At 63.0% G+C, this 23,601-nt stretch carries 20 protein-coding genes; 9 read left to right on the top strand and 11 right to left on the bottom strand.

Annotated elements, in window-relative coordinates; genetic code table 11:
- Nucleotide 1: 1 nt before the first annotated feature.
- From truD to ftsB, 4 genes are read right to left on the bottom strand one after another with little or no spacing between them, the layout of a single operon-like run.
- On the bottom strand, nt 2-1,048 hold the full coding sequence (truD, locus tag KZO83_RS09010; RefSeq protein ID WP_247620532.1) for a tRNA pseudouridine(13) synthase TruD: 1,047 nt from the start codon (nt 1,046-1,048) through the stop codon (nt 2-4).
- Complete coding sequence (gene ispF / locus KZO83_RS09005) at nt 1,045-1,533, bottom strand: 2-C-methyl-D-erythritol 2,4-cyclodiphosphate synthase (RefSeq protein ID WP_247620531.1); 489 nt, start codon at nt 1,531-1,533, stop codon at nt 1,045-1,047. Before ispF ends, truD begins: the two co-directional genes overlap by 4 nt.
- Nucleotides 1,530-2,252 (bottom strand): 2-C-methyl-D-erythritol 4-phosphate cytidylyltransferase, encoded by a 723-nt coding sequence (gene ispD / locus KZO83_RS09000; RefSeq protein ID WP_178999741.1) that lies wholly within the window; start codon nt 2,250-2,252, stop codon nt 1,530-1,532. The genes ispF and ispD overlap by 4 nt, the downstream gene beginning before the upstream one ends.
- Nucleotides 2,249-2,614: a cell division protein FtsB gene (ftsB, locus tag KZO83_RS08995; RefSeq protein ID WP_040242570.1), complete on the bottom strand. Its 366-nt coding sequence runs from the start codon at nt 2,612-2,614 to the stop codon at nt 2,249-2,251. Before ftsB ends, ispD begins: the two co-directional genes overlap by 4 nt.
- 125 nt (nt 2,615-2,739) lie before the next feature.
- Between ftsB and KZO83_RS08990 the strand changes: the two genes are divergently transcribed.
- Nucleotides 2,740-3,051 (top strand): YqfO family protein, encoded by a 312-nt coding sequence (locus KZO83_RS08990; RefSeq protein ID WP_040242573.1) that lies wholly within the window; start codon nt 2,740-2,742, stop codon nt 3,049-3,051.
- Nucleotides 3,052-3,056: 5 nt separating this feature from the next.
- On the opposite strand, the gene KZO83_RS08985 is transcribed toward KZO83_RS08990, so the two are convergent.
- The gene (locus KZO83_RS08985; RefSeq protein ID WP_040242575.1) at nt 3,057-3,614 is read right to left on the bottom strand and encodes an NUDIX hydrolase; all 558 of its coding nucleotides are present in this window, start codon (nt 3,612-3,614) and stop codon (nt 3,057-3,059) included.
- Between the two features lie 48 nt (nt 3,615-3,662).
- On the opposite strand from KZO83_RS08985, the gene KZO83_RS08980 reads away from it, so the two are divergent.
- Nucleotides 3,663-4,286, top strand: coding sequence for a CoA pyrophosphatase (locus KZO83_RS08980; protein ID WP_040242576.1), 624 nt, complete (start codon nt 3,663-3,665; stop codon nt 4,284-4,286).
- 23 nt (nt 4,287-4,309) lie between these two features.
- Nucleotides 4,310-4,972, top strand: coding sequence for a 2OG-Fe(II) oxygenase (locus KZO83_RS08975; RefSeq protein WP_040242579.1), 663 nt, complete (start codon nt 4,310-4,312; stop codon nt 4,970-4,972).
- Nucleotides 4,973-4,982: 10 nt separating this feature from the next.
- On the opposite strand, the gene KZO83_RS08970 is transcribed toward KZO83_RS08975, so the two are convergent.
- Entirely contained in the window at nt 4,983-6,761 is a 1,779-nt protein-coding gene (locus KZO83_RS08970; protein WP_247620530.1) for an acyl-CoA dehydrogenase, read from the bottom strand.
- A 211-nt stretch (nt 6,762-6,972) separates the two neighbouring features.
- Between KZO83_RS08970 and otsB the strand changes: the two genes are divergently transcribed.
- The 4 genes from otsB to KZO83_RS08950 all read left to right on the top strand — a co-directional run bounded on the left by otsB (nt 6,973) and on the right by KZO83_RS08950 (nt 13,289).
- Nucleotides 6,973-7,749: a trehalose-phosphatase gene (otsB, locus tag KZO83_RS08965; RefSeq protein ID WP_247620529.1), complete on the top strand. Its 777-nt coding sequence runs from the start codon at nt 6,973-6,975 to the stop codon at nt 7,747-7,749.
- Nucleotides 7,713-9,530, top strand: a complete 1,818-nt coding sequence (locus KZO83_RS08960) for a glycoside hydrolase family 15 protein (RefSeq protein ID WP_247620528.1) — start codon at nt 7,713-7,715, stop codon at nt 9,528-9,530. The genes otsB and KZO83_RS08960 overlap by 37 nt, the downstream gene beginning before the upstream one ends.
- A complete protein-coding gene (locus KZO83_RS08955) occupies nt 9,527-10,903 on the top strand; it encodes an alpha,alpha-trehalose-phosphate synthase (UDP-forming) (protein ID WP_247620527.1) in 1,377 nt (458 codons plus the stop codon). The genes KZO83_RS08960 and KZO83_RS08955 overlap by 4 nt, the downstream gene beginning before the upstream one ends.
- A 331-nt stretch (nt 10,904-11,234) precedes the next feature.
- On the top strand, nt 11,235-13,289 hold the full coding sequence (locus KZO83_RS08950) for a choline transporter (protein ID WP_247620526.1): 2,055 nt from the start codon (nt 11,235-11,237) through the stop codon (nt 13,287-13,289).
- Between the two features lie 199 nt (nt 13,290-13,488).
- Here the strand turns inward: KZO83_RS08950 and fruA are convergent, their stop codons facing one another.
- From fruA to ptsP, 3 genes are read right to left on the bottom strand one after another with little or no spacing between them, the layout of a single operon-like run.
- Complete coding sequence (gene fruA / locus KZO83_RS08945; protein ID WP_247620525.1) at nt 13,489-15,270, bottom strand: PTS fructose transporter subunit IIBC; 1,782 nt, start codon at nt 15,268-15,270, stop codon at nt 13,489-13,491.
- Nucleotides 15,267-16,235 (bottom strand): 1-phosphofructokinase, encoded by a 969-nt coding sequence (gene pfkB, locus KZO83_RS08940; protein WP_247620524.1) that lies wholly within the window; start codon nt 16,233-16,235, stop codon nt 15,267-15,269. Before pfkB ends, fruA begins: the two co-directional genes overlap by 4 nt.
- Nucleotides 16,235-19,111 (bottom strand): phosphoenolpyruvate--protein phosphotransferase, encoded by a 2,877-nt coding sequence (ptsP, locus tag KZO83_RS08935; protein WP_247620523.1) that lies wholly within the window; start codon nt 19,109-19,111, stop codon nt 16,235-16,237. The genes pfkB and ptsP overlap by 1 nt, the downstream gene beginning before the upstream one ends.
- A gap of 316 nt (nt 19,112-19,427) precedes the next feature.
- Between ptsP and cra the strand changes: the two genes are divergently transcribed.
- Both cra and KZO83_RS08925 read left to right on the top strand, forming a co-directional pair.
- The gene (cra, locus tag KZO83_RS08930; protein WP_247620522.1) at nt 19,428-20,423 is read left to right on the top strand and encodes a catabolite repressor/activator; all 996 of its coding nucleotides are present in this window, start codon (nt 19,428-19,430) and stop codon (nt 20,421-20,423) included.
- Between the two features lie 16 nt (nt 20,424-20,439).
- Nucleotides 20,440-22,395 carry an alkaline phosphatase D family protein gene (locus KZO83_RS08925; RefSeq protein WP_247620521.1) on the top strand — a complete coding sequence of 652 codons (1,956 nt, stop codon included), beginning with the start codon at nt 20,440-20,442 and terminating at the stop codon, nt 22,393-22,395.
- A 45-nt stretch (nt 22,396-22,440) separates the two neighbouring features.
- Here KZO83_RS08925 and rsd read toward each other — a convergent pair whose 3' ends face one another.
- Both rsd and KZO83_RS08915 read right to left on the bottom strand, forming a co-directional pair.
- Entirely contained in the window at nt 22,441-22,950 is a 510-nt protein-coding gene (rsd, locus tag KZO83_RS08920) for a sigma D regulator (protein WP_178999730.1), read from the bottom strand.
- A gap of 79 nt (nt 22,951-23,029) precedes the next feature.
- Nucleotides 23,030-23,548 carry a disulfide bond formation protein B gene (locus tag KZO83_RS08915; RefSeq protein WP_247620520.1) on the bottom strand — a complete coding sequence of 173 codons (519 nt, stop codon included), beginning with the start codon at nt 23,546-23,548 and terminating at the stop codon, nt 23,030-23,032.
- Between the last annotated feature and the right edge of the window lie 53 nt (nt 23,549-23,601).

The following is a 23,601-nucleotide window of genomic DNA, read 5'->3' as shown; positions in this document are numbered from 1 at the left end:
TTCACAGCAACGGGTGATGCATCAACTCGCGCAATACCGAGGTCGCGAAGGCGCCGCGCGGCAAGCCGAAGCCGAGCGTCACCCGGTTTGGGGCCTCATGCTCCAGCGACGGTGCATCAAGCGGCACGCATAGCGTGCGCCGATCCATGCGTACGCCGGCCGCTTCCAGCCCCTGCATGAGTGCTTCATGTCGCGCCGCAAGCCGCGCTTCTTCCTCGGCCACCTCTGCGCCACTCTCCAAACGCCCGCGCCCCCACAACGGGCCGGTGGGGGTGACGTCGCCACGCGCGGCGCGTTCGTGCAAGGCAGAGTCGATCTCGTCGGCTACAAAGCGGCTGGCCGTACCTGCCAACGCCAGCACATCGCCCGGACGCGGCGTTCGCCAGGTCTGCGCGCGCAGGCGCATGGCCAGCACCTCATTGAACAGGAAGCTACGTGCCGCAGAAAGCTGCATACCATGCGGATCGTCACGCTTACGCCAACCTCGCGCAAAAGCCTTCTGAGCGAGCACCAGGTTGCGCCCTTCGCGGCCGAAGCGTTGTGGGCCGAAGTAATTGGGTACGCCATCCGCGCACAGACGCTGCCAACGCCGCGTCAGATCGGGATGCGCGGCAATCTCGCCGCTCAGACGAAGCGTAAAATGGTTGGCGCGATGCACGCCGCGTTTGAGCTTGCGTGGATGACGTCGCGCTTCTTGCACCACGATCCCTACGTCACTCAGTTGGGTAGCCAACGCAGCAGGGGCGTCACGTCCAGGCAAATGCACCGAGAGCCACTGGCGGGTAACCGCGATGCGGTCCTTGAGGCCGCTATAGCCCACGTCGCGCGGACGCACGCCACACACTCGCGCCACATGCTTAGCGGCTTCCGGTGTCGTCAGATCACGCTTCTCGATCCACAGCCAGAGGTGTTCGCCCTGCCCTTCCGGCGCGAAGTCGAACACTTCCTCGACGAGGAAGTCCTCTGGTGTCATGCGAAAGTCGCCCGACGCCAGCGGTCCGCCGTGAATACGTGGCCAATCGGGTGGCCAGAGCGACATATCGATCATGTCGCGTCCGCACGTGTCAGTAACACTACCGCTTCAGCGGCGATGCCTTCCTTGCGCCCCGTAAAACCGAGGCGCTCGCTGGTGGTCGCCTTGACGTTGACCGTTTCTTCCGCCACCTCGAGCGTCTCGGCGATACGCGTGCGCATCAATGCGATGTGATCGGCCAGGCGCGGCGCCTGGGCGATGACGGTGGTATCCAGGTTGGCGATGCGATACCCCGTAGCGATGACTTGAGCGTATACCTGGCGCAACAATTCGCGACTGTCGGCACCGGCCCAGGTCGCATCGGTATCGGGAAAATGCTGGCCGATATCGCCCAGGCCGCAGGCACCGAGCAGCGCATCGCACAGTGCATGCAGCAGGACATCGCCGTCCGAATGGGCGATGAACCCGTGCGTATACGCGATGCGCACACCGCCGATCATCAGGTGATCGCCATCGCCGAAGCGGTGCACATCAAAACCGTGACCAATACGTAGCGTCATGAACATGTCTCGTCGGAAAGCGGGGCATCGATTGCGGTTTCGCTGAGAAGCCGCGTGGCGAGGGAAAGATCCTCGGGATGCGTGATCTTGAGATTATCGCGGCGGCCGGGCACCAAGCGCGGCGCCAAGCCTAGCGCCTCGAGCGCCGAAGCCTCATCGGTGAGCGCCACGCGCGTGTCGCGGGCATGCGCGAATGCCCGGCACAGCACGCGATAGGAAGCACCTTGCGGGGTCATGGCATGCCACAGCCCCTCGCGCGATACCGTATGCACGACGCGGCCATCGGCATCGGCGCGCTTCATGGTGTCCGCCACCGGCGACGCCAGTAACCCGCCATCGGGTGAGGTTTCCAGCACGGTGCGCAGGCGACGTAAGTCATCGAGCGCCACGCAAGGCCGCGCGACGTCGTGGACCAACACCAGGTCATCGTCCACCGCAACACCCTCGAGCGAGGCCAGCGCGTTCGCCACCGAATCGGCACGCTCACAGCCGCCGGGTACCCGCTGCCAGTCGGTGAAGGGAACCCACTCGGAAGAGAAACGAGCATCGTCGGCATCGAGGCACAGGCGCAGCGCCGCATCAGGAAAGGCAGCGTGCAGCCGCGCCAAGGTGTGCGCCAGTACCGGCCTGCCTGCGATATCGAGATACTGCTTGGGCAAGCCGGCGCCCATGCGGCGGCCTTGCCCCGCCGCCGGCACGATCAACCACAATCGACTCACGGCGCAGCCTCCTCGGGCATCGCCGCCGCCTTTTCGGGATCGCCACGCACCGTAGTGGCACTCTGTTCGACGATGGAGCGCTCCGCGGTCACGCCGGGTACCCAGAAAAACTGTTCGTCACGGCGCACCATGCCCAGGTCACTGCGTGCCCGCTCCTCGATGGCATCGAGCCCTTTCTTGAGATCGATCACCTCCGCCGCCAGACGGTCGTTACGCGCCTGCAGCCGCTCGTTTTTTTCTTCGAGCACATCGGCACGGTGACGAATATGGTTAAGCTCACGCACTCCCCCTTCACCGAACCACAGGTGATACTGCAGTAGACCGATCAGTACCACTAGCGTTATGCATATCCACTTCAACATCGTTGGTTCCGTCCTGGACCGACAGCTGCCCGGCATTATGCCATCATCACGGCACCCGCGCAGTCCACGCGGCGAGCCATCGCCGCGTGACGCGCCCCGCTCAAAGCGACGTCAAGGAGCCCCGCATGTACAAACTCGCGTTTTTCGTTCCCGTGGACGACGCCGAAAGCGTCAAGGAAGCGGTTTTCGCTACCGGCGCCGGGCGCATCGGCGACTACGAAGCCTGCTGCTTCCAGACGCCCGGGCAGGGCCAATTTCGCCCGCTCGACGGGGCCGATCCGCATATCGGCCAGGTCGGTGCGCTCAGCCATGTCGAGGAATTGAAGGTCGAACTGGTCTGCGAGGACGATCACCTGGAAGCCGCCGTGGCGGCGCTCAAACTGGCCCACCCGTACGAGGAACCGGCGTATGAGGCGTGGCGCCTGGCAGACGTTTAGACACGTTACGCGCTGCCCAGATAACGCTCCCGATCTTCGGCGGTGATGTCGCTCACGTGAAGCGGATAGTCACCGCCTCGGCGGTCGTCGAAATAGTGGCGCAAGGTACGTTCGATGGTCGGGAAGGCCAACTCGTGCCAGGGAATCTCGGCTTCCTCGAACAGCGCGACTTCGAGACTCTCCGGGCCGGACGCATAATCGCCGCGCAGCGCCCCCCGGAAGATCATGTAGACCTGATTGATATGCGGCAGATTGATGAGCGTATAAAGGCCTTCGAGGTCGACGTCGGCGCAGGCTTCCTCGCGTGTCTCGCGCGTGGCGGCTTCGGACGTGGTTTCGCCGTTTTCCATGAAGCCGGCAGGCAGCGTCCAATAGCCCATGCGAGGCGCGATCGCACGCCGGCACAGCAAGACGCGGTCGCCCGCTACCGGTAAAGTACCGGCCACGATGCGCGGATTCTGATAATGGATGGTGCCGCAGGCATCGCAGAGAAAACGCCCGCGATCGTCGCCCTCGGGAATCGCGAAACGCACAGCTTGGCCGCAATGGCTACAGAAATTCATGGTCGTCCTCGGGCGAGCGATATGGCGCCCCATTAGGTGAAAAGCAACATGTTAGAGACACTGCGCAAACGCCTGCAAGCGCATCGACCGCAGCAACTGAACGCCGATCTTCCGAGAGCCGCAGTGCTGCTCGCGATCGTCGAGCGCCGCGAGCCCACGCTCGTGCTGACGCGTCGTGCCGGCCACCTCGCGCAGCATGGCGGACAAGTCGCGTTTCCCGGCGGCAAGGTCGAACCCGAGGATGCCGACTTGTGGGCCACCGCTTTGCGCGAAGCGCATGAGGAGATCGCTCTACCGCCCGCACACGTCGCATACCTCGGCCGGCTAAGCGATGTCACCTCGCGCCACGGCATCGGCGTGACGCCGTTCGTCGGCCTGATTCCGCCCGGCCTTCCATTGGTACCGGATCATAATGAGCTGGATACCATTTTCGAAGTGCCATTGGCGTGGTTCCTCGAGGATCGCCGCAGCCACACGGATGTCATCCGTCACGGTGAGCACACGTATTATGTGCCCAGCTATGCCTACGCCAATCATGTAATATGGGGCCTGTCGGCGATGATGCTGGTCGAACTGCTGGCGGTGGGGTTCGCGCGCCCCATCAGCCTCGACCGTGCGCCCCTCGGGAGTCCATTGCGTCATCTGCCCGCACCACCCCCGCCACGACCTTGATATCTACCATGGACCCCATGCGAATGTCGCGACCCGATCCCGCCGATTACCTCGACATGGCCGCGTTACCCCGGCTTCTGGATGCGCTGGTCACGCAGGGTTGGTTCGTCGGCGAACGCTTCATCGATACCGCGCTATGCCACAGCTTGCAGGCGGAATTACAGACGCTGAAGACACAATCGCATCTCGACGAAGCCGGCATCGGCCGCGGCCAGGCGCACCGCATCCAACGCGATGTTCGGGGCGACGCCATTCATTGGCTGGACCGCGAAAGCCGGGCCCAGCGCCAATACCTGACGGTCATGACATTCTTGCAGCAGACCATCAACCGCGCACTCTATCTGGGGCTTTTCGAGTTCGAGGCGCACTTTGCCCTGTACCCGCCCGGCGCCTTCTACAAAAAGCACCTCGACAGCTTTCGCGGCCGCAGCAATCGCATCGTCTCGACTGTGCTATATCTCAATCCCGCATGGACGACAACGCATGGCGGCGAGATGGCGTTGTTCGATCCCGACGACCCAGCAAGCGAAATCGCGCGCATACGCCCTGAACTCGGCACCTTCGTGTGCTTTCTCGCCGAACGCATTCCCCACGAGGTACTGCCTACTCAGGCCCCGCGTGCCAGCATCGCCGGCTGGTTTCGCCGCAACACCTCACTGGGCAGCAGCATCGATCCGGCCCGCTGAAGACACCGCCTCACCACGCTTCATCGAACGCCCCCGGATCGGCTTCGATCGCCGCCAACTGCGCCCGCCCGATGGGCAGCCACTGGCGCAAGACGAAGTCCGCACTGGCCAACTTGGCGCGATAGAAGGCATCGTCATCACCGGTTACCAACGCCGCCTGCGCGATCAGTGCCGCGCGTCCCATCTGCCAGGCGCACAGCACATGGCCCGTCAATGCCAGCAGCGGCGTCGCCAAGGCCTGGAGCGCGTCTGGGCCGCGCTCGGCATCGTCGCCCCGCGCCAGCACGATGGCCACCGCCCGACGTAGATCCACTACGCCCTGATGCAGCGACACGCCCAATTCAGCGAGCTCAGTGTCGGCGGTAAGCGCATCGGCGCAAGCGGCGACCTCGTCGAGCACACCACTCAAGGCGGTACCGCCGTCGCGGTAGATCTTCCGACCCGCGAGGTCGAGCGCTTGAATGCCGTTGGTGCCTTCGTAGATCGGTGCGATGCGCGCATCGCGTAGATGCTGTGCGGCGCCAGTCTCTTCGATGTACCCCATACCACCATGTACCTGAATACCCAACGAGGTGATGTCTACCGCTTGGTCGGTGGAAAAAGCTTTGACCACTGGGGTATAGAGATCGACCCGCTGTTGAGCGCGTTGCCGTTCGTCAGCCGTGGACGCATGCCGGACACGGTCCATCTCGCTGGCCGAGAGCAAAGCCAAAGCCCGCAAGGCTTCCAGGCGCGCGCGCATCGACAGCAGCATGCGACGCACGTCGTAGTGCTCGCTGAGCACGGCGGACCGACCGCCGCGCGCCTCGGGCGTGTATCCTTGTACACGCTCTGCGGCATACGCACGCGCTTGCTGATAAGCCCGCTCGGCCACGCCAATGCCTTGAATGCCGACCTTGTGGCGCGCCGCGTTCATCATCGTGAACATGTGCTGAAGCCCACGGCCGGGCTCGCCGACCAAATAACCGATGGCGCCCTCGTGCTCGCCGAAGCTGAGTACACAGGTCGGCGACCCATGAATGCCCAGTTTATGCTCCAGCGATACGCAGTTTACGTCATTGCGCTCCCCTAGGCGGCCCTGTTCATCGACCCGGAATTTGGGCACCAGAAACAACGAGATACCGCGATTGCCTTCGGCGGCATCCGGCAGACGGGCGAGGACCAGGTGGATGATGTTGTCGGCGCAGTCATGCTCGCCCCAAGTGATGAAGATCTTCTGACCGCTGATGCGATAGTGTTCGCCTTCCGGTATCGCCCGCGTGCGAACCTGTGACAAGTCCGAGCCGGCCTGCGGTTCGGTAAGGTTCATGGTGCCCGTCCACTCACCGCTAACCAACTTCTCCAGATAGCGCGCCTTGAGTGCCTCGCTGCCATGCTGGGCCAGTGCTTCGACAGCTCCCGCCGTCAACAGTGGACACAGCGCCAGCGCCATGTTGGCGGCTTGCCACATTTCCTGCACCGCGCTGGCGACGACCTCCGGAAGCCCCTGCCCGCCATGGACGCTATCGCTGCCGATGCCGTTCCACCCGCCCTCGACGAAGGCACGATAGGCCTCGGCGAACCCCGCGGGCGTGCGCACCTCACCTTCTACCAGACGGCATCCTTGCTCGTCGCCACGGCGATTGAGCGGTGCCCACACTTCGCCCGCCAGGCGTGCAGCCTCGTCGAGGATGGCGGTGATCAAATCCTCGGTAAGCTCTTGATACTCGGGTAACTGAAGCGAGCGGTTCTCGAGCAATTCCTCGAGGACGAAGCGCAGATCGCGTAACGGCGCGGCATAAGAAGACATGGCTCACCTTCATCATTCATACGTCCATCATTCAAACGTATGTGTTAATTGGAATGCATGTCGTGATCATAGAGGCGCCGGGCACGACGAGCCATTAGCCGAACGGTGCAGGAGGCATGAGCCCAGGCTCGTCCAGACCACCTCTGGCAATCAAGCGCCGAGGGCCGCTTGCAATTTTTCCTTGCATGACCAACGCTTAAAGACATCGATTGTGAATACTGAGACCGATATCGGCATGCAGACGCCACTCCCGTCGGTACTTGCTTTTTCCAATATCGCATTGTTTCTCGATTTCGACGGCACCTTGGTGTCCATCGCATCGCACCCCGATGCCGTCACGCTACCGCCCCGCCAGCGCCGCTTGCTGAGCACCTTGCAGACCCGGCTCAAGGGCGCCCTCGCCATCATCAGTGGCCGCCGCCTGGCCGACATGGAACGCTTGACGGCGCCCCTGCCGCTAACGCTCATGGGTTGTCATGGCGCGCAGTGGCGCGACAGCGACGGCACCCGACACGCCGAGCGACTCGAGTCCGAGGCCACGGTGCACCTGGGAGCCGCCCTGACCGAATTCTCACAACGACATCCCGGTACCGTGTTCGAGGATAAAACGTACGCTTTCGCGCTCCACTACCGTCAGGCGCCGCAGTACGAACGGGCCTGCCGAGACACGATGACACGCCTTTGGCAGGCGCACCGCGATGCCTATCAACTCACCGAGGGCAAGTGCCTGCTGGAGCTGCGTCATCATGCTTGCCACAAGGGACGCGCCGTGCAGCGACTGCTCGACACACCGCCCTTTCGGCTGCGCACCCCGATGTTCATTGGTGACGATCGCACGGACGAGGACGCGTTTCCCGTCGTCAATGCACACGGCGGCTTCTCCGTGCGCGTCGGTGAAGCCGCGCAGAGTCAAGCCACGTATCGCTTGGATAGCGTCGAGGAGGTTTTGTCATGGTTGGAACGTCAGACAAGGAGCATGTCACGCTAACGCAGGATCCGACACTCGAACTGGGGCTGGTTGGCAACTGTCAGGTCAGTGCGCTGATCGACGACCAGTCGCGCATCGTCTGGTTCTGTTTTCCTCGCCTGGATAGCGCCCCGGTATTTTCCCGCCTGGTGGATACGCAGGACAGCGGTTATTTCGCCATCGATGTCGAAAACCGTATCGCCAGCCATCAATATTACGTCCGCAACACCGCCATTCTGTGCACGGAGATCGAGGATACCGAGGGCGGAAAGGTCCGTATCACCGACTTTTGTCCTCGCTTCCTGCAGTTCGGGCGAGAATTCCATCCCACCGGGCTGTGTCGACGCGTGGAGCGCATCGCCGGCACGCCAGTCATCCGCACGCGTCTACGTCCGGTGCGGGGCTACGACGGTACGTCGCCCGACACGACCCACGGTAGCCACCACATCCGCTACCTGTGCCAGGACGACGTCATGCGTCTGACCACCGACGCCTCGATCACCCACTTGTTGCAGGAATCCGCCCATGCCCTGGATCGCCCGTTGCATTTCATCATCGGGCCCGACGAGAGCCTGACCACCACCCCCGCGCGGCTCTACAACCACTATTGGGAAGAGACGCGCCGCTATTGGCACGACTGGGTCAGCCGGCTGGCCGTGCCCTTCGAATGGCAGGACGCCGTGATTCGCGCCGCCATCACGCTGAAACTCAGCACCTTCGACGATACTGGGGCCGTGGTCGCGGCCATGACCACCTCGATTCCCGAAGCTGCGAACACCCAGCGCAATTGGGATTACCGCTATTGCTGGCTGCGCGATTCATATTTCGTGGTGCATGCACTCAACCGGCTCGGCGCGACCGGGACGATGGAAAATTTCCTGCACTACATCATCGACCTCGTCGTCGGCACCCATCGCCATCAGTTACAGCCGCTTTATGGCATTGGCGGCGAGACAGTGCTGGACGAGCACAGCCTCGAGACGCTCGCCGGATATCACGGTATGGAGCCGGTACGTGTTGGCAACGCGGCCTATCTGCAGAATCAGCATGATGTCTACGGCGCCGTCGTCCTGGCTGCCAACCAAGTCTTCTTCGATCAGCGCCTCGAGGAGGTCGGCAACGAGACCCTGTTCCGGCGCCTCGAGCCCTTGGGCCACTTGGCCGCTGAATGTTACGACCAACCCGATGCCAGTATCTGGGAATATCGCGGCCGCGCGCGCGTACATACCTACTCGGCCATCATGTGCTGGGCGGCCTGCGATCGGCTGGCCAAGATCGCCGCGCAACTCGATCTGGACAGCGCCGCACGGCACTGGCGCGACACCGCAGACACCATGCACCGCACCATCTGCACCGAGTCCTGGAACGAGACGCAAGACTTCTTCGCCGAGAGCTTCGGCGGCGAGGGCCTGGATGCCAGCCTGTTGCTCATCAACGAGCTGGGCTTTTTGCCCGCCGACGACCCGCGCTTCGTCGCCACCGTCAAGGCCATTGGCGGGCATCTGCGGCGTGGCGATCACCTCTTTCGCTACGTCGCTGACGACGATTTCGGGGCGCCCGAAAATGCCTTCAACATCTGCACTTTCTGGTATATCGACGCGCTCTGGGCGATCGGCGATCACACCGAAGCCAGGCGCCTGTTCGAGGGGCTTCTGGCATGTCGCAACAAGGTGGGGCTACTCTCCGAGGACCTCGACCCCGACAGTCACCAGCTATGGGGCAACTTCCCGCAAACCTACAGCATGGTGGGGCTGATCAACTCGGCGCTGCACCTCAGCAAGAGCTGGGAGGAAGCGCTATGAAAGACCTTGTCGTGGTCTCCAACCGGGTGTCGATCCCCGAGGCCGGACGCTCCCAGGCAGGGGGCTTGGCGATGGCGCTCAATAGCGCCCTCGCCCGCCATGGGGGCATGTGGTTCGGCTGGAATGGCGAGATTTGCCATGACACCTCACCACAGCCAACGCAGACACGTCGCAATGGCATTACCTACGCCACCTTGCCGCTGAACGCAGAGCAGCACAGTGACTATTATCTGGGGTTTTCCAACGAAGTGCTGTGGCCTATCTTCCACTTCAATCTGGGCGCCATGAAGTTCCAACGCCGCCATGCCCAGGTCTACTACGCCACCAACCAGCATTTCGCCGAGAAACTCAGCCCGCTGCTTACCGGCGACGAGCTCATCTGGGTACACGACTATCACCTGATCCCTCTCGGCGAAGCCTTGCGGCGCCAGGGGAACCACGCCCCGATGGGGTTCTTCCTGCACATTCCCTTTCCCAGCGCCGAGCTATTGCGCTGTATTCCCGGACATCGCGACTTATTGGCAAGCTTCTTCGCTTACGATTTGCTGGGATTCCAGACGCCTCAAGACCTCGAAACCTTCTGCCATGCCGCGATCCGCATCCTCGGGGCCAAGCGCAGCGACAATGTGCTGCGCTACGGTGACCAACGCCTGAAACTCGGCATCTACCCCGTGGGCATCGATGTCGATACCCTGCAACGCGAAGCACAGCATAGCGAAACCAAGCAAGCCGTCCGCCAGCTACGCGCCTCGTTGGGCGGCTGTGCGCTGATCGCCGGCGCCGACCGACTCGACTATTCCAAGGGACTCGGTGAACGCATGCTCGCCTTCGAGCATCTGCTCGACGACTACCCCCACTACCGGCGCCACGTCCTCTATACACAAGTCGCCAGCCCCTCTCGAAGCGCTATCACCGAATATGACGACCTGCGCCAGCAGCTCGAATCCCAGGCCGGCCATATCAACGGCCTGCATTCCGACCTCGATTGGGTGCCAGTGCATTACATCAACAAGACCTATCCGCGTACCGCCCTCATGGGGCTTTTTCGCGCCGCCCAGGTGGGCCTCGTTACACCGCTGCGCGATGGCATGAACCTGGTCTGCAAGGAATTCGTCGCGGCCCAGGACAGCCGCGATCCCGGCGCGCTGGTGCTCAGCGAACTCGCCGGCGCCGCGCATGAGCTCGAAGGGGCCTTGCTGGTCAACCCCTACGATCCGCACGCCATCGCCGAAGCGCTCGATCAAGCACTGCAGATGCCACACGAGGAGCGTTGTCGACGCCATGCCAGCATGCTGGCCAGCGTCTGCTGCAATGATCTGACGCGTTGGTGGCAGCGTTTCCTGGACGATCTCGGGTATGCCGTATCGGGTTGAAATGCCCCTCTTCGATTGCGCCTGACGGTTGAAAGCCGATACATAACCAAGTATTTTGATTGAACATTCAATCAATAAAAATACGATTTCATTCCATCGGTAGCCACGTGAAGCGCACCTCCTACGGAACGTGACCCATGACGACGCCAGTCGCGTCTCCCGCGAACATCTTGGCAGCGCCCAGGGATCCGCTGCCAAGGAGCTCGCATGGAGAATCGTGTTCACGACGGCGGCGGCGCATGGCCAGATCGCATCTTCATGACTCGGCCATAGTAAAAGAACGCGCCTCTCGTCTCGCTACCGCCGTGCTTACACAACTAGAGGATTGCTCATGCATCCACAACACACCGACGACGTCAGTCGCGACCGTCTCAATCCGGTGGTCTTTTACGGTTCGGTGATCGGCATCGTGCTTTTCGCACTCTGGACGATGTTTTTCACCGACTCGGCCAGCGACATCATCAACGCCATACTGGGCTGGATTTCCAACACGTTCGGTTGGTATTACTTCATTGCCGTGGTTGCCTACTTGGTGTTCGTGATCGCCATAGGCCTATCACGCTTCGGCAAGATCAAGTTAGGGCCTGAGCATTCCAAACCCGACTTCAACATGGCCTCCTGGGCGGCGATGCTATTCTCGGCGGGTATCGGCATCGACCTGCTGTTTTTCTGTATCGCCGAACCGGTAACGCAGTTCCTGGCACCTCCCGAGGGAGAAGGCAGCACGATAGAAGCCGCACGCCACGCCATGCAGCTGACGTTCCTGCACTGGGGGCTTTCCGGCTGGGGCATTTACACGTTGGTGGGCATGTCGCTGGCGTTCTTCAGCTATCGGCATAATCTGCCGCTGACCATCCGCAGCGCGCTCTATCCTATTTTCGGCAAGAAAATCCATGGTCCCATCGGGCATACCGTCGATATCGCTGCCGTGCTGGGCACGGTCTTCGGTATCGCCACCAGCCTGGGAATCGGGGTCATCCAGCTCAACTTTGGCCTCAACTACATGTTCTCGATTCCCGAGAACACCCTAGTGCAGGCGGCGCTGGTGATCATGATCGTGTTCTTCGCCACGGTGTCTGCCGTCACCGGGGTGGAAAAAGGCATTCGCCGCCTGTCAGAGTTCAACATGCTGCTGGCACTATTGCTGTTGCTGTTCGTACTCTTCAGCGGCAAAACCTTGTTCCTGCTCAACGTCCTGGTGCTCAACGTCGGCGACTACTTCTCCGACTTCATCAGCCTATCGATGAACACCTACGCCTTCGATCCGCCCACCGCCTGGCTAAACGGCTGGACCTTGTTTTTCTGGGCTTGGTGGATTGCCTGGGGACCGTTCGTAGGACTTTTCCTGGCACGTATCTCGCGCGGCCGCACGATTCGTGAGTTCGTGGCCGGCACGCTCATTCTGCCGCTGGCCTTCATGATGGCGTGGATGTCGATCATGGGGAATAGCGCCATCGACATGGTCATGAACGGCGCCACGGATTTCGGGGATGCGGCGATGAACACGCCCGCTTCGTCCATCTATCTGTTTCTCGAGTCCTTGCCACTGACCGGGATCACCACGCTGGTCACGACCATTCTAGCCATCGTTTTCTTCGTCACATCGGGCGACTCCGGGGCATTGGTGCTGTCCAATTTCACCTCCAAGCTCAAGGACGTGAACAGCGACGCACCGATCTGGATGCGTATCCTATGGGCCTGCGTGATTGGCCTGCTGACGCTAGCGTTGCTCATGGCCGGTGGTTTGTCGGCCCTGCAGAGCGTAGTGGTCATCACCGGCCTACCCTTCTCCATCGTGCTGTTCTTCATGATGGCGGGCTTGCTCAAGGCGCTGCGCGTGGAAGGTCTCAAAGAGGACAGCCATCGCACCAGCCTCGCTGGGCATCTTTCCAGCCGCACCGGTGGCGGCGAGCGCGCGCCGCGCGGTTGGCGCCAGCGTCTCAGCCGGGCGATGAGCTTCCCGGGCGACAAGCAGGCGCGACGCTTCCTCGATGAAGTGGCCAAACCGGCCATGCAGGAAGTCAGTCAGGCCATCGGCCAGGAAGGCGTCAAGGTCGAGGTCGACGAGCAGGAAGGCGACGAGCCGCACCTGGCGCTCAATGTCAGCCTCGGCGACGAACAGAACTTCACGTATCAGGTCTGGCCGCGCCGCTTCGCTACCCCCTCGTTCGCGCTTCGCGCCCAGCAAACCAATGCGTATTACTATCGCCTAGAGGTCTATCTGCTCGAAGGCAGCCAGGGCTACGATTTGATGGGATACAACAAGGAACAGGTGATCGAAGACATCCTCGATCAGTATGAACGTCACCTCCACTTCCTGCACATGAACCGGCAAGCGCCGGGGACCGTGACCATGCCGGACAGCCCTGAGCAACCGCCGGAATGATCTAGTCAACCACCACGCCGAGCCATTAGGGGCGCATCGCCAGATGCGCCCCTTTTTATTGCGACGATCCTATTGGTGACGATTCAGTGCCAACGCTCATGGGCACGCAACCCTGTCTCCCCCCAGACAAAAAGGAGCGCCCTACGGGGCGCTCCTTGCGTTAGCACCCTCGGCGGCGGGCGCTCTGGCAAGCGGCGTATCACGACGCCACCTTCTCCTCGACCGGCATGGTAGAAGCGCCTGGCTTGATGACGGCATACGCCACCCCGGCGATGACTGCGCCCACCGCGATAGCCAGCAGATACAGCAGTGCGAAGTTGACCGCGTGCGGGATCAACAGCACGAACAGCCCGCCATGCGGTGCCATCAACTGAATACCGAAATACATCGACAAGGCGCCGGTGATCGCCCCACCGATGATGCATACCGGTAACACGCGCAATGGGTCCTTGGCAGCGAAGGGAATCGCACCTTCGGTGATGAAGCAAAGCCCCAACACGAAGGCCGCCTTGCCCCCTTCGCGCTCGGTCGTATCGAATTTGCGCTTGGCCAGCATGCTGGCGATACCCATCGCCAGTGGCGGGACCATCCCTGCCGCCATGATGGCCGCCATCGGCGCATAGGTCTCGCTCGATAGCAGTCCCACACCGAAGGTATATGCCGCCTTGTTGACCGGCCCGCCCATATCGACGCACATCATCCCGCCGAGCAGCAGGCCCAGCAACACGGCATTGGTCGAGCCCATGCTGTCGAGGAACGAGGTCAAGGCATTGAGCAAGCCCGCCACCGGCGTGCCGATGATGTAGATCATCACCAACCCGGTGAACAGACTCGCCAGCAAGGGAATGATCAAAATCGGTTTGAGAGATTCCACACTCGCCGGCAGCTTGAGATACCGGGTAATCGCCTTGGCGGCGTACCCAGCAAGAAAACCAGCCAGGATGCCGCCGATGAACCCGGCGCCGATATTGCTGGCCAGCATCCCGCCGATCATGCCGGGCGCGATCCCCGGCCGGTCGGCGATGGAATAGGCGATATACCCAGCGAGGACCGGTACCATCAAGGCGAAGGCGGCATCACCACCGATCTGCATCAAGGCCGCCGCCAGTGTGCCCTCTTCCTTGAAGGCCTCGATACCGAACACGAACGAGAGAGCGATGCACAAGCCACCGGCAACCACCATCGGCAGCATGAACGAAACACCCGTCAGCAGGTGCTTATAGACTCCTTTTTCCTTGACGCTCTTGCCTTTGCCGGCGGCTTTATCGCCAGACGCGGCAGCACTGCCCTGGCTCTCCACGGCAGCTTCAGCGAGAGCGTCCTGCACGGTCTGACGAGCTTTCTTGAGCGCATTACCGGTCGACGTCCGGTAGATGCGTTTACCCGCGAAGCGCTCATCGTCGACTTCGATATCGCAGGCCAGCAGCACCACATCGGCCGCCGCGATATCCGCTTCACTGAGTTGATTCTGCGCCCCGACCGAGCCTTGCGTCTCGACCCGGATATGATGTCCCAGGCCGCGTCCGGCCTCTTCCAACGCCTCGGCCGCCATGAAGGTATGTGCGACCCCCGTTGGGCACGCCGTCACCGCGACGATACGTTGGCTTTGATCATCATCGCCCCCAGCGGTGCTCGTAGGCGCTGCCTGTGGCGCTACTGTGTCACCGCCAGCGAAGAGTTCGGCCTCGCGCTCGGCCCGTGAGAGGAACGCATCCGGGTCGGGCAACGCCTCGGCGATGGGCGCCTGGAACAAACGCTTATCCGCGAAACGCGACGCCTCCGGCACATGGTCGGCGGCCACGATAACCAGTTCGGCATCGCGCACGTCCGCCTCGGACACCGGCTGCGGCGGTTCGAGCTCGCCATGCATTTCCACCGTGACCTGCCAACCACGACGCTGGGCGGCCTGCTCAAGGCGTCGAGCGGCCAGAAACGTCGTCGCCACACCACTCGGGCAGGCCGTAATCAGGATCGCTTTCATGAATCCTCCCTCGCGTTATCGTCGAGCCGACGCACGCGCGTGCATTGTTGGAGTTGGTCAAGGTCCGGGGCATGCGTATCACCCACCCCGACATGGCGCACCGCCTCGGCAGACAAACCGCTCGCCAGGCGCAACGCGTCCTCGGCAGGCAAGCCCGCCAACTGTCCGTGGAGCATTGCCGCCAGCAACGTATCGCCGGCACATACCGTGCTGGCGACCTCGACGCGCGGCGGCGTGGCCTGCCAGCTCCCCTCGGGGCCGACCCACAGCATGCCCTCGCCGCCCAGCGACACCAGGGCGTGCTCGATGCCTGACGCGTGCAGGCGTGTGGCGGCGGCCAGGCGCGACGCGGCATCTTCCAGCAACTCACCCGCCCACTCGGCCAGTTCCGTCTCGTTGGGTTTGACGGCATTGGGCGTGGCGGCAATCGCGGCGTTCAACGCCGCGCCGCTGGTATCCACCCAGACCGGCACGTCATAGCCGCGCAGCCAGCCGATCAAGGCCGCCAAGTCGTCGGGCGACACGCCTGGCGGCAGACTCCCGGCGATCACTACCGCATCGGGGCATAACGCAGCATCCATCAACCGCGCCTCAAGCACGGCATAGAGTGCCGCCAGATCATCGCGAGCAACCTCGAGACCGGGGCCATTGATATCGGTGATGCGTCCCTGAGCCTCGGCCACCTTGGCATTAATGCGCGTGTCGCCAGGCAAGCGCAGAAAGGCGTCCTCTAGGCCCCAGTCGGCGAAAGCGCGCCCGAAGGCACCGTCGTTGTCCGCGCCCAGAAAGCCCGAGACCGCCACCTCATGGCCCAGCGCCGCCAGCACCCGCGCCACGTTGACGCCCTTGCCCGCCGCCTCGAGATGCGTGGCCTCGGTGCGATTGACCGCCCCCAGCGTGAGCGCGGGCAAGCGAATCGCCAGGTCCAGCGCGGGATTGAGGGTCAACGTCAGTACACGCGCCATCAGAGAGCCTCCAACGCTTCGCGCACGGCATCGCCGGTCGACTGGCTCAGGGCCAGCTCGGCGTGCTGGCGAGCCACTTCGAGGGTCAGCTCGCGCAACCGTGCCTTGACCATCGGCACCTGCCGCGCCGAGACCGAAAGCTCATCGACGCCCAGCCCCACCAGCACGGGAACCGCCTGGGCGTCGCTGGCCAGCTCGCCGCACACACCCACCCATTTGCCCTGAGCGTGCGCGGCTTCGACGGTCATGCGGATCAGCGCCAGCACCGCGGGATGCAGGCCGTCGGCCTGGGCCGAGAGCTCGGCGTGACCGCGGTCGATGGCCAAGGTGTACTGGGTCAGGTCATTGGTGCCTATGGAGAAGAAATCGACCTCGGCGGCCAGGCTCGGTGCCAACAGCGCGCACGAGGGGATTTCGATCATCACCCCCAATTGCACATCGCCAGCCTGCACCTCGGCCTGCACACGATCGAAGATCTCGCGGGCGGCGCGAAACTCGGCGATGTCCTTGACCATTGGGAACATGATCCGCAACGGGCGGTCGCCCGCCGCAGTCAGCAGGGCGCGCAGTTGCGTCTCGAGCACCTCGGGACGCGTCAGCGCCAGACGAATGCCACGCAAGCCGAGGAACGGATTGTCTTCTTGGGGCAACGGCCAGTACGGCAGCGGCTTGTCGCCGCCGACATCCAGCGTACGAGCGACCAACGGGCGACCATCGAGGGCGTCAATCGCCTGGCGATACTCAGCGATCTGGGTGTCCAGATCCGGTGCTTCGGGGTGCGCCATGAACACGAACTCGGTACGCAACAGCCCCACGCCCTCGGCGCCGCGCTCGACGGCATCCGTCGCGTGCGCGGTGTTGCCCAAGTTGGCGGCGACTTCGACACGATGCCCGTCCTGCGTGCGCGCTTCCTCATGGCGCGCGGCATAGGCCTCGCGCTCACGCATTTCGTGCTCTTTCAGGCGTAGCTCGGTGCGTGAGCGACGCTCGTCGGACGGTGCGGGAATCACGCGGCCTCGCTCGCCATCGACGATCACATCAATGTCATTGGCCAGCGTCAGCACGCGTTCACCGCCACCTACCACGGCGGGAATACCCAGCGCCCGGGCGAGAATCGCGCTGTGCGAGGTCGCACCGCCGCGCGCAGTGACCAGACCGCGCACCTTAGCGGTATCCAGGCGCGCCACGTCCGAGGGGCCGACGTCATCAGTGATCAGAATGTAAGGCGTCTCCGGCGGCGTGGGCAGGCGCACACCGCACAGGATGCCCAGCACACGCCGGCCGACGTCACGCAGATCGGCAGCACGCTCGGCCAGCAAACGATCGGCGAGGTTTTCCTGGGCGCGGGCGGCAGTATCGATGGCCGACCACCATGCCGCCTCGGCACTCGTGCCGGTACTCAACGACTCATGCGCCGCTTCGCGCAGCTCGGGATCGTCGAGCATTTCCTCATGCATCGAGAGTATCTCGGCGACCTCGCCGCCCTGGGCGGTCCGCACCAGAGCACGAAGCTGCTCGGCAGCTTCTCGGATCGCGGCATCGAGGCGCGCCAGTTGCGCGTCGCTGTCACCGCGACGGGTGTCGTCGAGACCGTCGGCCCGCTCGGGATACTCGAAGCGCGGCGTGCGCATCACGAAGGCCGGCGCGATGGCCAGCCCCGGCGATGCCGGCACGGCGGGATGCGCGACGTCGTCTTCCAAGGGCGCGGGGAGGCTCTCATCCTCGTCGACAGGTGCCTCGAACGACGCCTCCTGAAGAGGTGTCACGTGCTCACCGAGGCCATCCCTGACGGCCGCGACAAGAGCTTCCAGTGCCTCGCTGGCGCCATCCCCTTCGGCGGAGAACACCAGCGTCTGGCCACGTCGCGCACCCAATCCGATGACCTTGGTCAGACTCGCCGCCGAAACCGCCTCAGCACTGCCCTCGAGCAGACGCACCTTGACCGGCATGGTTTGGCGTCGGGCAACCTGCACCAGTTGTTTGGCCGGCCGCGCATGCAGCCCGTGGGCATTGAGTACCGTCGCGCGCGCAGTCTCCGCTTCGGCGGACTCACCGGACAGCCGCGCCAGCAGTGTCGCGGCGTCGGCATCGGCGAGGCTCTCGCCGTCGCCGGCATCCAGCAGGCTACCCAGGCGTTCGAGCAAACCGCGATGCGCATCACCTTGCGCCGCCAGACAGAAGACCGCATTGACCGGCCCCTTGGGGCCCGAGAAGGCCTGTTCCGGCGTCGCCACGCCCAGCGTCGGCGTGATGACGCCCTGGGCACTGCTCACCAGCCATAATCCCTGGCCCAGCGCCACTGGCTCCAGCGTGTTGATCTCGGCCACGAAGCTGCTATCCACGCTGCCCACCTGACGCAACCGCGCCGCGGCGGCCAGCGCTAACTCGAAGCGATCGCGCGCGGGGAACCCCAGGCACAGCGTATCGGCATCCAGGCGCGCCTCGACCGGTGCCTTGGACAACAGTGTAATGATCTCTTCACGAGTGTCGGCAGCCGCCAGACGCTCAGCCACGCCGTCGCGATCGAGCACGTGCGTCAACTGGCGCAGAATATCGAGATGCTCGTCGCTCTGCGCGGCGATGGTCACCAGCAGGGTGACGCGTTGCCCATCATGCCATTCGATACCGTGGGGAAATTGCAGCACCCGCACCCCGGTGGTCTTGACGTGTTCGCGACTTTCGGGAGTGCCGTGAGGAATGGCAATACCATTGCCTAGGTAGGTCGACGACTGCGCCTCACGCGCGTGCAGTCCATCACGGTAACCAGGCGCCACACGGCCGGCCTCGACCAAGGCCTCACCGGCCTGATTCAAGGCATCGCGCCAATCGTCGGCGTGCCGGTCGAGTAGAACGTCTTCGCTTGTCAGTGTCAGCATGGAACTCTCCAGAATGCCGCCGGAACGGAGCCGTCCGTCCCTCGGGTAAGGCCAACGATCACGCCCGACATGGCACCGTCATAATAGGAATGAGCACCGTCGAACCAGGACATGCCGACGATTGGACGCCAACCACCCGGCGTTTTCGGATGACGGGCTGAATCGTGTCAGCTATCTTGGAAGCAATGCTGAAACGTTCACCAAGATTTATCAAGCCACACGGGACTAGACCTTCGCAGGGGCGGACAAGCAAGACCGCGTGTCAGCCTCTAGAATAGGCGCTTTTGCATCGTCGGCTCGTTCAAGGAATGTACCCATGACTCTCGCAGAAATCGCTCGGCTGGCCGGCGTCTCACGCACCACCGCCAGTTACGTGATCAACGGTCAGGCCGCTGAGCGGCGCATCCGACCGGAGACGGTGGCGCACGTCATGGACGTGGTCGCCAAGCATGACTATCGTATCGATGCACAGGCGGCGGCGCTGCGTCGGGGCGCGAGCCGCACGCTGGGGTTCATCGTACCGGATCTGGAGAACACCAGTTACGCCCGCTTGGCCAAGCGTCTGGAGAATGGCGCCCGCCGTCTGGGCTATCAGTTGCTGATCGCCGGCTCGGACGATGACCCAGACACTGAACGCGAGCTGGCGCGAGCCTTGCGCGCCCAACGCTGCGACGCCCTGATCGTCGCCAGCAGCCTGGCCATGGACGATCCGTTCTATCCCGATCTGATGGCGGGCGGTCTGCCTATCATTGCGCTCGACCGCGCCCTCGACCCAGAGCGCGTAGTCTGTGTGGTCAGTAACAATGCCCAAGCCGCCGGCGCCCTGACGCGCTCGGTGCTCGACACCGATGTCGCGCGCATCGCTTGGATGGATGCAGTGCCGGAGTTGTCGATCAGTGTGGAACGCCGGGCGGGCTTTCTGGAGACGGTTCACGAGGCCTCCCTCGACGACCCGATATTGCTCAGCGGCGCGCGCTACGACCGCGCTACCGGCGCAGCGCTCATGCGACGTCTGATCGACGAACACGGCATTCCCGATGCGCTCGTCACGGCGTCCTATGTGCTGCTCGATGGCGTCTTCGATGTGCTGCTCGAACAAGGGGGGCTACCCGAAGAGCTGCGTCTGGCGACATTCGGCGACGACCGCCTGCTGGACTTTCTGCCTTTGGCGGTCAATTCACTACCCCAGCATCACGACCGCATCGCCGAACTCGCCCTCGACCGCGCCATGCAAGCGGCACGTGGCGACTATCGCCCGGGCGTGGATATCGTCGAACGCGACCTCAAGCTGCGTCGCCCTGCACCGACGTGAGACACCGGATGACGGCATGCAAGCCGCCCGTTATGCTGGCCTCATGACGTCGTCTCACGCTTCCTTACCCGAGGTCTTGGCCGGACCGATCCTGCGCCGCGCATTACCCGACCGCCTGGTAATCTGGCTCGTCGGGGCGCGCCCACTCGACCTGACATTAACCTTGCATGTCGACGACGCCGAGTCGCCGAGCCAGCGTTTCGCACTGGATAGCTCGCTGTGCAGGCGCGTACCGGTAGGCGAACACGCATGGCTGCATCTCATCGATGTGCCACTTACCGCGCCGCTGCCTTACGACCGTCCGATTGGTTACGATCTGCGCGTAGCCGAGGAAACCAGCGATGCCACGCAAGGCATCGCCGACTGGGCGTCTCATCTCCTATATGACGATGCCGACCGCCCCTGCTTCGTATTGCGCTCGCGTTTCGATTCGCTACTCCACGGCTCATGTCGCAAACCGCACCATCCCTCCGAAGATGGTCTGGTACGCGCCGACGCCCATGTCGCGGCCTCACGCAGCAACGTCGAACGCATGCCCGCAGCACTCTTGATGACGGGCGATCAGATTTATGCCGATGATGTCGCCGGCCCAATGCTGGTCGCCATCCACGCGCTCATTCAACGGCTGGGGTTATTCGGCGAATGTGTGCAAGGTGCCGTGGTCGAGGATGCGGACAGCCTCTACACGCACCCCGATACGTATTATCGCCGGGAACACTTGCTGCCCGCGTTCGAGGCCAACGAAAAACTGCGCGAGCGCTTCTTCGGCGGTGTCCGCAAGCCAGTCTTCACCACCAGCAGTGCGCACAATCACTTGATCACGCTGGCCGAGATCATGGCCATGTACCTGCTGACGTGGTCGCCGACGCCCTGGTCGCTGATCGAGATGACACGGCCCTCGCTCGACGACACGCTGGCCGAGACCTTCGACGCCGAGGCCGGGATCATCGCCGCCTTTCGCGAGGGATTGCCTCGCGCCGCGCGCGTGATGGCACATATACCGACCCTGATGATCTTCGACGACCACGACGTCACCGATGACTGGAACCTGTCCGCGGCCTGGGAGGAAACCGCCTACGGCCACCCATTCTCGCGACGCATCATCGGCAATGCCTTGCTGGGATATCTGCTGTGCCAGGGATGGGGCAACGACCCCGACGCCTTCCGCTCACTGTGGCCCAAGCTGGGAGCACTGTTCGAACACCGCGACGCCAAGGGACGTCTCGACTGCCAAACGCAGGACGCCCTCATCGAGCAATTGTATGATTTCGACCACTGGCATTATCAACTGCCTTCCACGCCACGCCTGGTGGTGCTCGACACACGCACACACCGCTGGCGCAGCGAGCGGCGGCGCCATCATCCTTCGGGACTGATGGACTGGGAGGCCTTGAGCGAACTCCAGCAGACACTGCTCGGGCAGCATTCAGTGATCGTGGTCTCGCCGGCGCCGATGTTCGGGGTGAAGTTGATCGAGGGAATACAGCGTTTATTCACGCTGGTGGGCAAGCCGCTGCTGGTGGATGCGGAAAACTGGATGGCCCATCGCGGCGCGGCCAGCGTCATGCTCAATATCTTTCGCCATACCCGCACCCCCGGCAATTACGTGATCCTCTCCGGCGACGTGCATTATTCCTTTGTCTACGATATCGAGGTTCGCCACCGTCAGCGCGGCCCACGCCTCTGGCAGATTACCAGCAGCGGGCTCAAGAACGAATTTCCCACACGGTTACTGGATGTATTCGACCGTCTCAACCGCTGGCTGTATGCACCGGCGTCGCCGCTTAACTGGTTCACCAAGCGTCGCCCCATGCACATTCTCCCACGCTACCCACAAGGAGCCAGCCACGGCGAGCGACTGTGGAATCAAGCCGGCATCGGGCTGGTCACCTTGGATGCGCAAGGCCGCCCCGCCAGCATCGCGCAACTGGGCGTCGACGGCAGCACCACGTACTTTCTTCAGGACGATTGACGCCCCGACGGCTGACGCTAAGCGGCACAGCCGAAACGACCCGGCTTACGACAAGGCGCGCGGTGCAGGGGAGTCGCCGACGCCGGAAGACGGTGCATGCGCGGCATGCAAGCGTGCGATCAGTTGATCCTCGAGCGCGAAGCGCTCGGTGAGCGCCTTGCCCAGGCGTTCGAGCCATGCCGGTAAACGCGTCACGTAATGCTGACAACGCGTCGGCGTCGAATAGTCGTTGTCGAACTCAAGCACCATCTGCGTGGACATCTCCAGCCGTGCGAGCAGACGGTCGGCCAGGACCAGGGCGTCTCGGTCGTCGAATGCCACCGCCTCATCGCGCAGCTTCGGATAGACCTCGAAATGACCACCGCTGATGTAATCCATCAGCGCTTCGCTGAAGGCATCGATGCGCGCCTTGGAAACCGACTCCAGTTCCGCGTCGCAGGCCTCGCGCAGCTCCATCAGCGTCACCAGCATGTCATAGCGTTGTTGTAGCCAGCGGTCGATGAGCGTGTGAACACCACCCCAACGCTCGAGGGCCGTCTTGGTATCTTCCAGCATGATGAACCTCTCCTGTCATGGCCGCGCAGGCCACTCCCTGACATTGAGGAAGGCGGCTCTCCTGCCACCTTCCCGCCCCTCAACGGCGGCGAATCACGATACCGGCCAGCATGCCCAGTGGAATCAGCAGCAGCACGGCGAACCCCACCAGCGTCCATTGCGGGATCGACATGCCCAACAGCAAGCCGTGTATCTCGGCGCACTCCCCCGAGCCGGAAAGCACTCGCGAGATTACGCTCCACAATGGCAGCACTTCCATCATGTAGTCCAGTCCTGGACCGCAACTGGGCACACTTTCCGAGGGCAGCGACTGCAACCACACATGGCGTGCAGCAACCGCCACGCCCAGGGCTGCAGCCAATGCGCCCAAGCCGGCATAAACGCCGCGCCCGACACATCCTGCAGGATTGTGCACCGCACCCACGACGAAAACGAGCGCCGCAAGCAAGACCGCAATACGCTGCCCGATACACAGCGGACAAGGCGTCAACCCATAGACATATTGCAATACCAAGGCCACGCCCATCATCAGCACGCACATCGCCAGGCCAAGCAAACAGCCTCGACGCACGTTCATCGCGGCCAATCGGGTAATCATCGTCACGTCTCCTCAGGCAATCCGACTCGTTTCGTGTTGGGTCTTTGCTTCGC

It is taken from the genome of Chromohalobacter moromii, assembly GCF_023091865.1.
In the GTDB taxonomy this organism is placed as follows: Bacteria; Pseudomonadota; Gammaproteobacteria; order Pseudomonadales; family Halomonadaceae; genus Chromohalobacter; species Chromohalobacter moromii.
Note: the sequence above shows the minus strand (reverse complement) of the source record. Positions and strands in the feature narration are given on the sequence as shown.

Bases quoted from the DNA above. Each gene is read 5' to 3' on its own strand.
- truD (WP_247620532.1), bottom strand. From the start codon at position 1,048: ATGATCGATATGTCGCTCTGGCCACCCGATTGGCCACGTATTCACGGC.
- ispF (WP_247620531.1), bottom strand. From the start codon at position 1,533: ATGACGCTACGTATTGGTCACGGTTTTGATGTGCACCGCTTCGGCGAT.
- ftsB (WP_040242570.1), bottom strand. From the start codon at position 2,614: ATGTTGAAGTGGATATGCATAACGCTAGTGGTACTGATCGGTCTACTG.
- KZO83_RS08990 (WP_040242573.1), top strand. From the start codon at position 2,740: ATGTACAAACTCGCGTTTTTCGTTCCCGTGGACGACGCCGAAAGCGTC.
- KZO83_RS08985 (WP_040242575.1), bottom strand. From the start codon at position 3,614: ATGAATTTCTGTAGCCATTGCGGCCAAGCTGTGCGTTTCGCGATTCCC.
- KZO83_RS08980 (WP_040242576.1), top strand. From the start codon at position 3,663: ATGTTAGAGACACTGCGCAAACGCCTGCAAGCGCATCGACCGCAGCAA.
- KZO83_RS08975 (WP_040242579.1), top strand. From the start codon at position 4,310: ATGTCGCGACCCGATCCCGCCGATTACCTCGACATGGCCGCGTTACCC.
- KZO83_RS08970 (WP_247620530.1), bottom strand. From the start codon at position 6,761: ATGTCTTCTTATGCCGCGCCGTTACGCGATCTGCGCTTCGTCCTCGAG.
- KZO83_RS08960 (WP_247620528.1), top strand. From the start codon at position 7,713: ATGGTTGGAACGTCAGACAAGGAGCATGTCACGCTAACGCAGGATCCG.
- KZO83_RS08955 (WP_247620527.1), top strand. From the start codon at position 9,527: ATGAAAGACCTTGTCGTGGTCTCCAACCGGGTGTCGATCCCCGAGGCC.
- KZO83_RS08950 (WP_247620526.1), top strand. From the start codon at position 11,235: ATGCATCCACAACACACCGACGACGTCAGTCGCGACCGTCTCAATCCG.
- fruA (WP_247620525.1), bottom strand. From the start codon at position 15,270: ATGAAAGCGATCCTGATTACGGCCTGCCCGAGTGGTGTGGCGACGACG.
- pfkB (WP_247620524.1), bottom strand. From the start codon at position 16,235: ATGGCGCGTGTACTGACGTTGACCCTCAATCCCGCGCTGGACCTGGCG.
- ptsP (WP_247620523.1), bottom strand. From the start codon at position 19,111: ATGCTGACACTGACAAGCGAAGACGTTCTACTCGACCGGCACGCCGAC.
- cra (WP_247620522.1), top strand. From the start codon at position 19,428: ATGACTCTCGCAGAAATCGCTCGGCTGGCCGGCGTCTCACGCACCACC.
- KZO83_RS08925 (WP_247620521.1), top strand. From the start codon at position 20,440: ATGCAAGCCGCCCGTTATGCTGGCCTCATGACGTCGTCTCACGCTTCC.
- rsd (WP_178999730.1), bottom strand. From the start codon at position 22,950: ATGCTGGAAGATACCAAGACGGCCCTCGAGCGTTGGGGTGGTGTTCAC.
- KZO83_RS08915 (WP_247620520.1), bottom strand. From the start codon at position 23,548: ATGATTACCCGATTGGCCGCGATGAACGTGCGTCGAGGCTGTTTGCTT.